13 protein-coding genes are annotated in these 13,726 nt (G+C 60.0%); 4 read left to right on the top strand and 9 right to left on the bottom strand.

Annotated elements, in window-relative coordinates:
* Position 1 precedes the first annotated feature (1 nt).
* From sctJ to B5E41_RS26570, 9 genes are all read right to left on the bottom strand, one after another.
* Positions 2 to 826, bottom strand: a complete 825-nt coding sequence (gene sctJ / locus B5E41_RS26610; RefSeq protein WP_088396738.1) for a type III secretion system inner membrane ring lipoprotein SctJ — start codon at positions 824 to 826, stop codon at positions 2 to 4.
* Positions 823 to 1,299: a hypothetical protein gene (locus B5E41_RS26605; protein WP_088396737.1), complete on the bottom strand. Its 477-nt coding sequence runs from the start codon at positions 1,297 to 1,299 to the stop codon at positions 823 to 825. Before B5E41_RS26605 ends, sctJ begins: the two co-directional genes overlap by 4 nt.
* A gap of 50 nt (positions 1,300 to 1,349) precedes the next feature.
* On the bottom strand, positions 1,350 to 1,607 hold the full coding sequence (locus tag B5E41_RS26600; protein WP_088396736.1) for a hypothetical protein: 258 nt from the start codon (positions 1,605 to 1,607) through the stop codon (positions 1,350 to 1,352).
* 297 nt (positions 1,608 to 1,904) lie between these two features.
* Positions 1,905 to 4,748 (bottom strand): hypothetical protein, encoded by a 2,844-nt coding sequence (locus B5E41_RS26595; protein WP_088396735.1) that lies wholly within the window; start codon positions 4,746 to 4,748, stop codon positions 1,905 to 1,907.
* 223 nt (positions 4,749 to 4,971) lie between these two features.
* Entirely contained in the window at positions 4,972 to 7,218 is a 2,247-nt protein-coding gene (locus tag B5E41_RS26590; protein ID WP_088396734.1) for a hypothetical protein, read from the bottom strand.
* Between the two features lie 569 nt (positions 7,219 to 7,787).
* Positions 7,788 to 8,642 (bottom strand): ImmA/IrrE family metallo-endopeptidase, encoded by an 855-nt coding sequence (locus B5E41_RS26585; protein WP_210191826.1) that lies wholly within the window; start codon positions 8,640 to 8,642, stop codon positions 7,788 to 7,790.
* Between the two features lie 76 nt (positions 8,643 to 8,718).
* Entirely contained in the window at positions 8,719 to 9,222 is a 504-nt protein-coding gene (locus B5E41_RS26580; protein ID WP_210191825.1) for a helix-turn-helix domain-containing protein, read from the bottom strand.
* Between the two features lie 11 nt (positions 9,223 to 9,233).
* Positions 9,234 to 9,854 carry a GNAT family N-acetyltransferase gene (locus tag B5E41_RS26575; protein WP_210191824.1) on the bottom strand — a complete coding sequence of 207 codons (621 nt, stop codon included), beginning with the start codon at positions 9,852 to 9,854 and terminating at the stop codon, positions 9,234 to 9,236.
* Positions 9,855 to 9,867: 13 nt separating this feature from the next.
* Positions 9,868 to 10,083, bottom strand: coding sequence for a ribbon-helix-helix protein, CopG family (locus B5E41_RS26570; protein WP_088396732.1), 216 nt, complete (start codon positions 10,081 to 10,083; stop codon positions 9,868 to 9,870).
* 137 nt (positions 10,084 to 10,220) lie between these two features.
* On the opposite strand from B5E41_RS26570, the gene B5E41_RS26565 reads away from it, so the two are divergent.
* From B5E41_RS26565 to B5E41_RS26550, 4 genes are read left to right on the top strand one after another with little or no spacing between them, the layout of a single operon-like run.
* The gene (locus B5E41_RS26565; RefSeq protein ID WP_088396731.1) at positions 10,221 to 10,943 is read left to right on the top strand and encodes a multiubiquitin domain-containing protein; all 723 of its coding nucleotides are present in this window, start codon (positions 10,221 to 10,223) and stop codon (positions 10,941 to 10,943) included.
* A gap of 1 nt (position 10,944) precedes the next feature.
* Complete coding sequence (locus B5E41_RS26560; RefSeq protein ID WP_088396730.1) at positions 10,945 to 11,463, top strand: hypothetical protein; 519 nt, start codon at positions 10,945 to 10,947, stop codon at positions 11,461 to 11,463.
* A complete protein-coding gene (locus B5E41_RS26555) occupies positions 11,453 to 11,986 on the top strand; it encodes a Mov34/MPN/PAD-1 family protein (RefSeq protein ID WP_088396729.1) in 534 nt (177 codons plus the stop codon). Before B5E41_RS26560 ends, B5E41_RS26555 begins: the two co-directional genes overlap by 11 nt.
* Positions 11,983 to 13,467: a ThiF family adenylyltransferase gene (locus tag B5E41_RS26550; RefSeq protein WP_176439494.1), complete on the top strand. Its 1,485-nt coding sequence runs from the start codon at positions 11,983 to 11,985 to the stop codon at positions 13,465 to 13,467. The genes B5E41_RS26555 and B5E41_RS26550 overlap by 4 nt, the downstream gene beginning before the upstream one ends.
* The last annotated feature ends 259 nt before the right edge of the window (positions 13,468 to 13,726 follow it).

Raw genomic sequence — 13,726 nt, 5'->3', positions numbered from 1 at the left:
CTCAGCGCTCCTTCCGCTGCGGAAACAGCAGCAGCAGGCATGCCCCGATGGCGAGGATGATGGCGCCGATCACGGCAAGATTGGGGCCTTTGAAAGCCGAGAGAGCGCTTTGCACCATCGAGGATGGCGCTGTAGCGGGCGCCGGCGTCACGGTTGCCGCCGGGGCCGGTGCCGCCGCTACCGCCGCCGGCGCGCCGACCTCCGACCAGGGGCTGACCACCACCGAGACATCTTCGTAAGAGAGATCACGGATGCTGTTGACCAGAACGGACCGGCTCTTCATGTCGATCTCGTTGAGATTGGCGCCGGGGCGATATTGCAGCACGGCCGCTGCCCTCGCCTTCTCCTTGATGAGCCCGCGGCCGTTCTCCTCCGGCAGCACCACATGGACGCGCGCCGTCGCCACGCCGTCGAGCCCGGAAAGCGTTTCGGCAAGCTGCTGCTCGATGGCGTAGCTCATCCGGGCTTTCTGTTCGTAAGGTGTCACGAGGAAGCCGTTGCCGGCAAAGAGTTCGGCGACATTTCCAAACGACTGACGCGGCAGACCGGCGCCCGCCAGCAGCTCGATCGCCCGGGCATGATCGGTTGATTCAGCGGTGATCGCATAGGTCCCGCCCTTTTCGCTCTTCATGGTGACGGAAATGCCGGCGCGTTCGAGCAGCACCTGGGCATCCAGCGCATCGCGCTGATCGAGCCCCGTGAGCACGTCCTGGCTGCAGGCGGCGAGGAACAGGCAGAGGGCAAGCATTGCGGCCTTCGGAAGGACTTTGCGCGCGGGCGAAGAGATCGATGATCTCGAAAGGGCCGATGTGATCATGATGTTCACTGGCCCTGCGTCAGCCGTTTGGATGACGACATCACCGACTGGGTGAGCGACGACAGCAGCGTCGTGCCGGTTGCGAATTGCTGTGATTTCTCCAGCCGGTCGATTGATGTCGTGATGTCTTCGATCTTCGGGCCGCTCTGATCCTTGTCCGCGGTAAATCGCACCAGCGGCGTCTCCAGCTGGCCGTTTCCGGCCACCGGCATGAAGAAAGCCGACAGCCGGTCGAGAATGCTGGAGGGCGTGGTATTGCCTTCCGGTGAATAGGAGGGCAGGACGGCGTCGGACTCAGGCGCGATCTTGCGGCCCTGGGTATTGGGAATGGAGGTGAGTTCGGTTGGCCGAATGCCAGCGAAATCCGCCGGCTGCAGCCCGATCCGCTCCGCCACGATCTCCGAGGTCTTCAGGACATTGCCCGTCGATACGCCATCGAAGGGCGGCGTGAAGGCGCGGCCGGAAAGTACTTCTCCACTCATTGCAATTCCTCAACTCGGTACATGTCAACTGCAAACGATGAACAGGAACGCTACTCGTCGCTGCCTTCGTCGATCGCCTCCTTGGCGAAATTGAAAAGCGAATTGTTCAGCATCAGGGTGTTGGAAATCATGCCCGGCAGAAATGCGTCCACGGCAGCGGAGAGAACCTCGCTCTCGCTGTTCGGATCGACCTTTTTCGTCGTGCTGCCGGTGGTGCCTGTGGAACCCGTCTTATCAGTCGTCAGCTCCACCGAGACAGGGTCTGCAGGCGCCAAGTTCAGGTCGGAATTCACCGCATCTACGGCCATATGAGCACTTCCATCAAGGAATTTATCAAAATGAATGCATGATTTGATATGGATAAAAAAACGGCTGGTCAATTGTTTAAACTTAACCGATGGTTAATTTCCAGAACGTACAGTCGGCTATGATAAATTTAGCGATCTTTATATTAAAATGGAACGTTTTATCCATAAAACGCAGCAGATATCCAGATTGCGCATGAAGTTTATACTTAAATTTGTTCGAATGTTCACAGGCCCGACCGCTCTACGCCAACGGGCCTGTGAACACTCAGATATTTGGTGTTGCGAACGCGTCCCGGATCAGCCCACCGCCGTACCGCGGCGCTTCTCGACATCGGCGGTGATCGCGTCCCAGTTCTCAGGCGTAAGCTCGCGCTGTCCCGGGTCGCGGGGCGCGGGGGTGACGCCGCCCTTGGCGCCGACGATCGGGCCGGTCTTGGCGTAGATGCCGACCGTGTCGTTGACCGTGCGCTTGAGCATGTCGTTCATCATGTCGGTCTGCTTGTGGAAGGCCTTTTCCTGCTTGATGCTCTGGTAGATGGTAAAGCCTGACCAGGCCGCCCAGGACACCGCGCAAGCAACGGCAAAACCGAGCGAGAAGGCGCCGGAGACCAGGGCAACCGTTGCACCCGTGCGCCCGAGGAAGGTGGAGTTCACCAGCATGTTGGCAACGCCTGCAATGCCTTCGATCGCGCCGACCGTGTCCGCTACCGTTCCGATACCCATGAAAATGAGATCGACCGGGTCGCCCTTGCCGCTCGTGAGCCCTTGCAGGAACTGGTAATATTCCACCGGCAGCCAGGCGACCCCGGCAACGGCGCCGACCGTCGTCCCGGTATTCTTGAAAAAGGCGGAGAGCACGCTGCGTTGCGCCCGCGCCAGTTCGTCGGAGACGCCGACGAGCGAGCCGATCCCATCCAGCAGCGAAAAATTCGAGGCTTTGATCGCCGAGCCGAGCGCACTGCCCATATGCGCCAGCGCACCAAGGGCGTGCAGAACGACGATGCCGATGCTGTCCCAGGTCGGGCTCGTCATGTTGAGGCCGGCATAGATGGACCGGGAGGCGGTGAGCACCGACATCACGCCGGAAGAGAGCGCCGCCTTGTATTTGACCGGATCGACCCCCGCTGGCACTGCCGTCGCAGTCTTGTCGATCAGCTTAGCAAGGTCGGCCTTGATGGTTTCGACGCTGCCGCCCGGGCGCATCGTCGCCCAAAGCGCGGTGAAGATCGTCGTGAAATTGGTCTTGTATTGCGCCATGGCCTCGGCATTGCCCCTGAACAGTGTTTCCGCCAGCGCATCAAGGCTCGGAGCGATGATCTTCTTGATCGCCTCTTCGGCGGTCTTGCCGTCGAAGATGATCGGATCGATCACATCCGTGCCGGGCATCAGCGTCTTCATCAGCCCCGACATGGAAAGTCCCATGTCCTTCAGGCTGGATGTCAGATATTCGCTGTCGATATAGGGCAGATCGAGACTCTGGATGGTCTTGCTCCAGCCATTATCCTTGGTGGCGAACATGCGCTCGGCGATCCAGGCGTCGCCGCCGCTGCCGGCGAAGAAGCGTCCGTCGCCTGAGCCGTTGGCGGCAATGCCCTTGCCGGCCAGCCCGGTGCCGATCATGATCGCCGCCATGACGTCGTTGAACGAATAGCTGGCGAGATTGCTGGAGGGCAGCGGCGAGACGCTCTTGTCCCACTCAGCATTGGCCGACATCTTCGAGACAAGGCTGGCGCCCATGACGAGCCCTTCGAGCGCGGTCTGCACCGCATGGCGGTAGCCCCAGACCTCCTTGCCACCGGGGGCGGCCAGCTGCGAGGTGATGCGCTCCAGATTGCCGGCAAGATCGCCGACTCCGATTTCTCCGGCCCCGATCTTGTCGAGCAGCGGGCCGAGAAGCGCCTTCACATCGGCCTTGAACTGATCGCGCACCTCGGGGCTGTCTCCCCCGTGAAACTGGTTGGCCATCGCCTGGATGGTCGGGTTGAACAGGTGGGTGATGTTGTTTGGCACGGTGCTGCCGAATTCGGAAGCGGCAACCTTCTTCAAACCGTCGAGGTCGATCTTGAGATCGGGGAACAGACTGCCGCCGAGCCCGAGCGACTGGTCGAAATCCACAACCGGCAGGATGGAGCCGAGCCCCTTCAGCTCCCGCTCGGTCTTGTTGCCGGCCAGTCCCATGCGGATCAGGCCATCGAGCGCCGTCGTCGGATCGGAGATCGTCGGCAGCACGTTCTTGTCGAAGAATTCGGCATAGGTCTTGTCGGCGATCGCCGAGCGCTGCTTTACGAAATCGTCGGGAAGCACCATGGAATAGAAGCCGAGGGCGGCATTATATTCCTTGAGAATGGTGGTGACGTCCTTGCCGGATTTCAGGCCGTCATTCAGTAGGCCGCCATTGACGATGTCGCGCTCAAAGGCATCCTCGACCTTCGTACGCAGGTCCTTCATCTTCTCGTCACGGGTGATCGTGTCGTTGATGATCTCGAAAGCGTCCTTGTTGGTATCGGCCGGCGCGACGCGATAACCGGAGAAGATCAGCTTGAAGGCCTTCAGCGCCTTCTCCGTCATCTGTGAGTTGACGTCGGCGTCCGAGCCCAGGATTGCAATCGACTTGTCGAGATCCTTCAGGATCTCCTGGTCGTTGTAGATGCCGCGCTGGTTGTCGCCGAGGCTGTCCTTGTATTTGCCGAAGGTCGCCTTAGTCTGAAGCAGATCGAGATACATGATCAGTTTCTGCTCGGCGGTGTAATTCTGAGGGTTTTTGACGACGTCGATGCTCTCGAAGGACTTGTCCTTGTCCTTCAGCCCTTCCATGAAGCCCTGATTGATCTCGCTCATGAAATCGGAATTGAACAGGAGATCGATGACCGGCTGGATCGGTGCGGTAGGGCTGGAATCGCCATTTGACGTCGCGGCCTGCGAAACGAACTTCGGGCTACTCGTCTGCGCCGATGTGGAGGAGAGAATCGTCAGGCCTGCCGTCGTCATCCCGTCATAGGTAAAAGGCGATGCCTTCTTGACCGTGGTGCTCGCGGTCTTGCCCTGGCTTGTCGAATTTTCGAACTTCGGATCGGAATTGGCGTTTAGCCTGAGAAATGAAACCGTATCGATATCCGAAGATGCTGGTGCGATCGATGACATGCGTTCCCTTTGATTTTCTTGTCCGCTTTTCGCGGATGAGGTCGTTTACCTTACGTTAGGCATAAGATCGACCTTTGCGCGATAATTCAAGCCCGATCGCGATATCGCGGTGCATAAATGCAGCGACCTCGCGCGGGGAGATTAAATCACATTTTTACCAGGCTCGCAGGGCATTTCCCAGGCTTTTCCGGGGTGGCGGTCATCGTTGCCGCCGACTATGCCTTTACCAGATGAATGACGGATCCGGCCTGAATTCGAGATGCACGGACTCGCCGGTGTAGCGCTCAAGCTTCTCGTTCAGCTGCTTTTCCATCTTGTCGAGCTTCTTCACGCCATTGGCCATATCCCACAGGCCAAGTGCCAGCCCGACGGCCGAGGCAACGAGGCCGGTGACCAGTCCGGCCGCCGCAAGGCCGGCTTTGGCGGCGTTGCTGAAGATGGTCACCACTTCCGGCGCCACCGTTTCGAGTCCGGAAAAGGCGCGGGACATGACATTGGTCAGATAAAGCATCGCTTCGGAAAAACCGATAAGCGCGTTGCCGGTACCGGCAATGCCGCCGATGATTTCGAGCGCGCCCTTGGCGCGGTCGCCGGTCTTCATCGACCGCGACGCCAGATAGAAGCCGAGGCCGGACATGGCGAGGCCGCCGGCGGCACCGAGAATCTTGCCCGCCGCTTCCATCGTCTTCGGCGAGAAGCTCATGGAGATCCCCTTGCCCCAGCTGCCCGGCTGACTACCGAAGGCGCTGAACGGCTTGCCGGCAACGTCGAGGTTCTTGCCGAGACCCTCCATCGTCATGCCAACGATCTGCGTCGCCGAGCCGACCGCAGCGGCGATATCGGCCGGCGTCCACTTGCCGCCCACACCGAGGCCGCGCGCCACCAGCACGCTCGACATGCTGAGCATCTGGACCGCATGGACGAGGCCGGCCTTGTACACTTCGGCATCGATGCCAGCAGGTGTGCGGGTCTGGCGCGGCAGGTCGAGCGAATCCTTGAAGGAGGCGACCGCGGCGTCGAGCTTCATGCCGCCGCGCACCATGCGCAGAACGCCGTCGACGTCGCGTGCTATGTCCTGCGCCAGATTCTGTTTCAGCGTTTCGCCGCCATCTGCCGGGCCGTTTTTGCTGATGAAATCCTCGGCGAAGGTGTTTGCCAACTGGCTGATGGCGTCATTCGTTGCGCCGGGCACAAATGTGTCATCCGGACCCGACAGCAACTGCTCGAGATCGACACCCTGGCCGTCGCCGATATAATGTTCCTTGATGATGTTTGAGAAGGTGACGTTCGCGGCGTCGAGATGCGCGTCGATATAATCCTGGGGCAGGAGATCGACGAGCGTGTTGAGTTCGGAATAATAATCCTTCAGGGCATCTTCGAAGCTCTTGCCGGCGCTCAGCGCCCGGTCGATCGCCTTGCCGCCGCCGATATCGATCAGATAGACGTCTTCGATGTTGGTGAGCAGATCGGAATTCTCCGGTTGCTGCAAATATTCCTTCATGCCGCTTGCGAAGATATCTGAGAGATGCTGCTGCGTCGCGGGATCGGCCGTCAGCTTTTCGATCCGCGCGTCGAGGTCCTTGCCGACGCGCTCGCCATCGGGCACGCTGTCGCCATACTGGTTCATATAGCCGTTGAACTGCTGTTTGATCTCGATGAGATCGTAGAGCAGCGTTGCCTTCTGTTCCGGCGCCAGCTGGTCGAGGTGGTCCATATTGTGGGGCGCTACGAAATCCCGGTTCACGTCCTTCACGGCGTCGCCGAGAATGCCGTATTTGAGTTCGTCGAGCTTCTTCAGCGTCGGCTCATAGGCGGTCGACGGAGCGTAACCGCGCAGCACCTTGCTTTCCAGGATGTCTTTCTCGTCGATCGGGCGCTCCACGACCGGCTCGATGGCATCCGAACCCGACATGACAAGGTCCATCTTCTTGAGGCTGGATGTCAGATAGTCGCTGTCGATATAAGGCAGATCGAGACTTTGGATGGTCTTGCTCCAGCCATTATCCTTGGTGGCGAACATGCGCTCGGCGATCCAGGCGTCGCCGCCGCTGCCGGCGAAGAAGCGTCCGTCGCCTGAGCCGTTGGCGGCAATGCCCTTGCCGGCCAGCCCGGTGCCGATCATGATCGCCGCCATGACGTCGTTGAACGAATAGCTGGCGAGATTGCTGGAGGGCAGCGGCGAGAAACCGTCGAGGTCGATCTTGAGATCGGTGCCCGGGTCGGTTTCGGGCGTGCTCACCTTTGCATCGACCAGGATCGCGGCGCCGCCGCGTTTGCTCGGCGTAAACCCGACGAAGCCCCGCGCAGCGGAGATGTCGAGTGCCTGCCCGTTGCCGCTCGGCGCGATCTTGCGTATTTCGCTGGCGTCGATGGTTTTTGCCGATGCAGAACGGCCGGTCACGTCTTTCTGGCCGAGGTCCACGACCAGGGTTTCGACCTCTTTCGATCCGCTGCCAACACGTTCCAACATGATTTCGTCACTCCTGATCGACGGCCGCACCCTGAGCGGAGGCCCGGAAAGCCTCGTTAGGTCAGAAGTTTTTCAGTGATGTGACAAATGGGGCTATTCGGAGCGGCATACCCAACTCATCCCTCGCCTTGATGGGATTGGAACCGCTGACCCAGTCGTTCAGTCGCTGTATTCGCATTAAATTGTCCAATCCGAGCAACTACTTACTTTCGGAATGGCCGGTAAGTGGCTGTAAGCGGACTGGCAGCTTTTGGCGAACGGGGTGTCGATAGAGGACTAACCGGGCTTGGCGTCATGGACTGAGTTTTTTGCCTTAGTCCATGGTACCGCTTCAGGCCCTATCGACCGGACGATGCACGGTCGCCGCATCTATCCGTCTGGATACGGCCAGGCTTCGTGCCCGACGCACCGCATTCTAAGATCCTTTTTTGGGGCGTCCGGCCCACGAGTGGCCGGTATGGCTGTATTCGCACGGGGCCTGGCTACGCCAGCCTGATAGTCATTGACCAACAAATGGCGGAATTGGGCCCCGACCTTCTTGTCTGCCGAACCCCCCGCATTGGCAGCCTTTAGTTCATCCCGATGACGAGCGGAGCTGGGCGTACATACACCCCGTAAGTCAGCACCGCATGCTGGTTGCAGAAGCACTCCATCGCAAACTCGTGGCGGGTTCCGTTCACGTCCGTCAGTACGATGCTGCCATCGAAAACCGGCCCCCTTCTAGTGCCTCCGCAATTGGCACGCAGGAGGTTCCAACAGAACTCTTGCGTGATGCCTGGGAAGCGCTTCCTGAAGGCTTCCGATCGGATGAAATACCGCACGTCCTTGCCGTCGGGCTCCCGCCCGATATCGGCGTGGTGAGGATGGGCACTGACCATTCCGAACGCCGGCTGCTGCTTGTCGCGTTCCTCCACCGTGCGCCACAGCGTGGTGGTTATGGTGTTGCCGTACCGCTTGGCCATCTTCTGGATGGTCTTGAAGGTGATCGCAATATCTCGAGCTTCGGTCGAAAAACGGTCTTGGAGGAACAGCAACCGCGCCGCCGCGAAGTTCGCCTCGGCCTCGACATCCGCGTGGCAATCCGGATCGAGGGTGTATTGGTCGTCGCCGAAGAGGAAATCCTTATGCCACGGAATGAAGCTGTGGCCGACTTCGTGCGCTTCGATCCAACGCTTCTTGGCGTCGGGAACACCCTCGTCGATCAGGATGCGGTTGCCGTCAGGCACCCACAGCGCCGATAGTTTGGCCTTCTTAACTACGTCCACCAGAAGAGTCGGGCGCGCGAGCACCTGCTTGCCGGCCACTTTCATCCGGTGGGCTATTTCCTGCAGCAGCGAGGGGTTGGTGAGGCTGTAGAACTTGAGGTCGAGCTCGAGCAGCAAGCGAACGTCAGCAAGACGGAGGGGCGGTTCGGGATTGCCCAAATGGCGTAGAATCCGGTCGACGAGCCGACGTATGTCTTCTGCTTCGTAGGCTCCGACCGTCCCTCCGTTCATCGCTTCACTTTTGACTTAATACCAGGAATTTGACGAAGCCTTCCAAGTCTTGTCGCTCCTGTTTGGTCAGTTTGGACAAGTCATCCGATTTAGCCGCGAACTTTTGAGCCTCTTCCCACAAGGCCTCGTCTCGCGTCACGGTCGCCCCCGACAGCTTCATCAACGCCTGCGGCGGCATAGCGAAGTGCTCGGCCAGTTGGTGGACCGTCCGTGGCCTAGGCTTGTAGTTGGGGTCGAGCTCGATCAACCTGATTTCCCGCGCTTCCACTCGAGCTTTTTCGGCCAGCGCCTCGACAGACAACTGGTCGCGTCGTCGCAGCTGGCGAATGAACACGCCGAAGGCGTGCTTAAGTTCGACCACGTTCCCTACGTCCGACACCAATTCGGACGGCAAGAACATGCCTATGTTATCGACAGCCTCGATCGGCCATCCTGCGTCATTGTCCGTATCCGGATCCGACTCGATCTTTCGCCGGAGCCAGTCGCGTGAGACAAGCATCTCCATCATCTGCTCCCTTGTTATGCGAGGAACGCGCGCGCTTTAGCTTCGGTCAGCTCGAAGTAGCGCATGCGAGTCTCGTCTATCCCTAAGTCGATCATTCCAACCGTATCACGATACCAAGCGTCTGCTTGTGGCAAGGCGTGCAACCCCACTCTTCCACTGAATTCCTCTTGGACGCTAAGGCTGATGGCAGCAACCATCATGATCCGCCCAACGCCCTTGAAGCGCGCAGCGGGATCGAACCGCCGCCTGTTCCAAGGCGCAGTAGCCAACAGGTCTATCGTGACCAGTGGTTTGCCGCGTTGGGTGGGTTCCCTGGCGAAGCCCGCGGTCGTCACGAGCATGAGGCCCTGAGTGGCGCCTTCAGCCACGATCGCGAACGATTGTCGGTCAAGGCGATTGGACGACCTTTCGACCTTCTCGGACCATCGCCAATGAGCGTCCTGAAGTTCGTTTTCGCCAAGCGATTCGATGGTCAGTCGATCCTGCGCCCTCAATTGCTCGATCCTGGCCTGCATGAGCGGGCGCCACGACGCTTCGATGTCGGCGACGTTGCTCGCGCCGGCGGGGCTCACTACTTGGGCCTCAACGAACTTGCCCGTTCTGCGGTCGAACAGGTCGAACGTGCCGATCAACATTCCCGACATCGTGCTAGCTCAGCACCATCAATTCGGCCTTTTCCTTGGTCGACGGGTCTTCGAAGAACACCTTCTCGCCTCGGTCTATTCTGTCCGTGATGGACTGATAGAGCCTGAGTGCCTGCCTTACCAACGCGGTCTTAGATAAGCCCTTCTCGTCCGCAAGGCGGTCGACCAGATCCATCTCCTGCGAACTCAAATTCAGCGTCATCGTACGCTTTTCAACCATGCTCTTCCCTCCGTGTGGACGCGCGGTTCTACCATTCTCCACTCAACTTGTCAACATTAATTAGCCATCCGATCCATATTGACTAGCTAGTTTTTAGCTAGTATTTGATGAAATATCGAAATGAAGGAGTTTCTGAAATGAGTGACGTCAATCCCAATCGCACGATCGAGATTGCGGGCACCGATCTGGTGTTCCGCACGGTTCCCATGAGGGACCGGACGCCGTCGGGTGGCCAGATCGCGCTGGCTGCTGGTTTCGAATCGGACGAGTACGTTTATGTCTTGCAGCTACTCGACGACGGCGAGCTCGAAGATGTGCGGCACCGCGAATCCGTGCCTCTGTCGGACGGCGGCCGCTTCCTGGTCGCCCTCAGTGATCGTTCCTATCGCATCGCCTTTTCGGGTGAAGCCCTTGACTGGCCCGCGCGCTTCATCACGGCAGCGACGCTGCGCAAGCTCAAGAACGTGGCTGCCGACAAGGGCATCTACCTCGAAAAGACTGACGAGCCCGACATCGCCCTCGACGAGGAGGAGCTGATCAATCTGGACGAGGCAGGGGTGGAAAGCTTCAAGCCCGGCAAGCTTGTTGGTCCGAAAAAGCAGACGGTGCGGGTTAAGCATCTAGGCGAACTCGAAACCGCACGTTTTAAGGTGGACGGCCCGATCACGCTGGCCGAACTCTGGGACCAGGCTTACCGGGAGCTCGAGGTCACGCGCACGGAGCGTGACGTGCTCCAGGCCAACACCGCCGGCGGGCCGGTCAGTCTCATGGATCACCTTTCGCTGTCTCTCGAGGCGGCGCAGCGGCAGGGGCTGTGCGACAAGAAGTTCGAGATCGCAGCCCGCACCGGGGGCGCGTGACATGGCCGTGCACGGATCACGGCCGAGCCTCGATCTGCGGGCGGGCAGGCAGGTGCTGGATCAGCACCTGCCACGCGTCCTCGAATTCGAAGGTCAAAGCATGGAGGAGCTGGGTTGGACCCAGTTGTCGGACCGCACCCTGCTCGTCCCCATGCGCGGTACGCACGAGGGGGTCGCTGAGGAATATCTGCTTCGGCTGGACTTCATCGCCGGCGCCGACTGGCCGCCGAGCGCCAGGTTCGTCAATCCCGCGACTCTCGATTACGCGGGGCAATCCGACCAGCATCACCTACCGCAGCTGACCTCGCCCGAGGTCCACATTCATGCCGCGTACCAAGGACCCGACGGCGTGATCCAGCTCGTCTGCTGTTCGGCGGTCTTCGAATATTACGACGTCAACCACGGCGGTGAAGACGCAATTCTCTGGCGCACCGGTGACACGTTCCGCAACACCCTGTCGGCGATAGAACGGGCCTTCCGCACCAACTATCAGGGAAGGTTCGAGCGATATGCAGGATGAGTATCTCTTGCGCCGTGCCCCGGCACCGAGTCCATACGTTCCCAGCCGCCTTGTTCTTAAGCTGCCGCCGACCGCGATCGCGGCGACGTGCGAGATGCTGCAACGCGCCGGTCGGCGGGAAGCGTGCGTGTTCTGGTACGGGGACCGGGACGGCGACGTCGCAATGGTTCGCTCGGCCCGTGCCCCTCGCCAACAATCCACGCCTGGCAACTATCACGTTGAGGCCGATGCGATGCGCGAAATGGTGCATGACCTGCCCGACGGCTGGAAGCCTTTGGCCCAGATCCATAGTCACCCCGGGGCCAATACCGAGCACTCCCGATACGACGATGCCATGATTTCCAGCCGCCGTATCCTGTCGCTCGTGTTCCCGGCCTACGGAATGCAGACAGCACCATGGCCCCAGGGCATCGGGGTGCACGAGTGGCAAAACGACTACTGGCATATGCTCGCGCCCCGACAGGTTCAAGACCGCCTTGTCATGATGCCGGGGCCTGCGCTCGACAAGAGGGACTTCCGATGACGGACTTGGCATTGGGTGATCGACATTCGAGACCGATTGATGGGCTGGGCAAAGAGGCCGAGATGATCACCGTGCTTTTGCGCGTTGGCAGCGTCACGGGCAAGGTCAATCGTCAGCATATGCTGGTATGCCTGACCAACCTGACGGCAAGGCTGCATGGCGTAGTTCGCGCGATCCAGGTTGATGTCGAAGGCGATATCTCGGTGGTCAGGCCAAACGGCGCCGGTCCGATCAATGCGATGGAGGGAGTCGAAAACCTAGCTACATGGGCAAACGGCGGACGGATCTCGGTTTTGCCGGAAGACGGTACCGCGGACATCATCGTTGACCTGACCGGGGAAGGCGCCAGCGGCGCGGATCTCTACTGCTGGGGCGCGGGATGGAAAGCATGGATCGGCCACGAACCGCACCGGTTCGGGCGCGGATCCGACCGCCAGGAGTGCATCGGCCCGTATCTTGCGGCCTGCCTGGTCGCCGGCGAGCTTTTCAAGCGCGCGAAGGGACTCAGGAAGGGTCGCTTCGCCGATGATGATGCCTATTCGCTTTGGGACGGCTCGGCGGGCCGGTGGGACGACCTCGACGACGGACCAAATCTGGTCGGCTCGCACCTGCGGCCGCTTTACCTCATTGGCGCTGGCGCGGTTGGACAAGGCTTCATCCAGATTCTCGGCGCCAGCGAACTTGCTGATACGTTCGTGGTATCCGTCGACCATGATCACCACGACAAGGAGGGGACCAACCTTAATCGCTGTTTTTTGGCCGGCATCGCCGACATCGGCCACCTCAAGACAGATGCCGTGGCACGCTACCGCGCGCTGTCCGGCTTGGGTGGCATGGAGCATGCAGGCACGTTGCGCGGCTATATTAAGGGGCTCCGCCTCGGGCTGCATCCTCAACTAGCCGAAGCGGAAGCGAACGACGAATTCGATTTGGTCATTTCCGCCGTGGATATCGACACGTCACGCCAGGACATCCAGGGCTTGCACCCGCGGATCGTCATGGGCGGAAGTACGGACAGCCTGCGGGCGCAGTCGGTGACGTACGGACTGGTAGAAGGCACCGAATGTCTGGGTTGTTGGAATGTCCCGAACGACTATGTGGCTAGCGCCGCCGAGAGGGAAGCGGCACTGCGGGCAATGTCCGAGGCGGATCGTCGCCGGGAATTGGCCGGGCATGTGGACGATCTCGATGCCGCAATGGCCTTCCTGGCGTCGAAGCAACCAAAATGCGGGCAGATAGGCGAGCGTGACGTCAAAAGCTTCGTCGGGCGCATAGCGCCCGAGTTCTCCGTATCATTCGTATCCATGACTGCTGCCATCCTAACAGCCGCCGGCCTATTTCGTGTCGTCTCGGGCGAAACCGAATTACGCTCGCCCAAGACCGTCTTCCAGTTCAAAAACCTGTCGATGACTGAAACGGCGACGCCAAGGCGCGATGGCTGCCCATATTGCTCAGGCAAGCAAAACCCGCGTGGCCGCTGACGTCCTGCCAGACAGCAAGACATCATCTGCGGCGACATAAATGCCTCTGCCGCATTCATGCGGCACCTCGGATTGCAGCAGTTTTGGCAAGTTGATTGTCAGGATGGCGCCCGCCGATCGAGCGGCGGTAGCAGATGCGGACAGAAAAGGATTTACCCCGTCGCTGAGCTTGAGGGTAGATCAGCGGACTGGCCGCTTTTGGGAACGCTAGGGCAGCGCCTAACTGGCAGAAATGAAGGCGCAAAGCAGTCGGCCTGCG

It is taken from the genome of Rhizobium esperanzae (genome assembly GCF_002204185.1).
GTDB classification, from domain to species: Bacteria; Pseudomonadota; Alphaproteobacteria; order Rhizobiales; family Rhizobiaceae; genus Rhizobium; species Rhizobium esperanzae.
This window is presented reverse-complemented; position numbering and strand designations above follow the sequence as displayed.

Bases quoted from the DNA above. Each gene is read 5' to 3' on its own strand.
- B5E41_RS26605 (WP_088396737.1), bottom strand. From the start codon at position 1,299: ATGAGTGGAGAAGTACTTTCCGGCCGCGCCTTCACGCCGCCCTTCGAT.
- B5E41_RS26600 (WP_088396736.1), bottom strand. From the start codon at position 1,607: ATGGCCGTAGATGCGGTGAATTCCGACCTGAACTTGGCGCCTGCAGAC.
- B5E41_RS26595 (WP_088396735.1), bottom strand. From the start codon at position 4,748: ATGTCATCGATCGCACCAGCATCTTCGGATATCGATACGGTTTCATTT.
- B5E41_RS26590 (WP_088396734.1), bottom strand. From the start codon at position 7,218: ATGTTGGAACGTGTTGGCAGCGGATCGAAAGAGGTCGAAACCCTGGTC.
- B5E41_RS26580 (WP_210191825.1), bottom strand. From the start codon at position 9,222: ATGATGGAGATGCTTGTCTCACGCGACTGGCTCCGGCGAAAGATCGAG.
- B5E41_RS26575 (WP_210191824.1), bottom strand. From the start codon at position 9,854: ATGTTGATCGGCACGTTCGACCTGTTCGACCGCAGAACGGGCAAGTTC.
- B5E41_RS26570 (WP_088396732.1), bottom strand. From the start codon at position 10,083: ATGGTTGAAAAGCGTACGATGACGCTGAATTTGAGTTCGCAGGAGATG.
- B5E41_RS26565 (WP_088396731.1), top strand. From the start codon at position 10,221: ATGAGTGACGTCAATCCCAATCGCACGATCGAGATTGCGGGCACCGAT.
- B5E41_RS26560 (WP_088396730.1), top strand. From the start codon at position 10,945: ATGGCCGTGCACGGATCACGGCCGAGCCTCGATCTGCGGGCGGGCAGG.
- B5E41_RS26555 (WP_088396729.1), top strand. From the start codon at position 11,453: ATGCAGGATGAGTATCTCTTGCGCCGTGCCCCGGCACCGAGTCCATAC.
- B5E41_RS26550 (WP_176439494.1), top strand. From the start codon at position 11,983: ATGACGGACTTGGCATTGGGTGATCGACATTCGAGACCGATTGATGGG.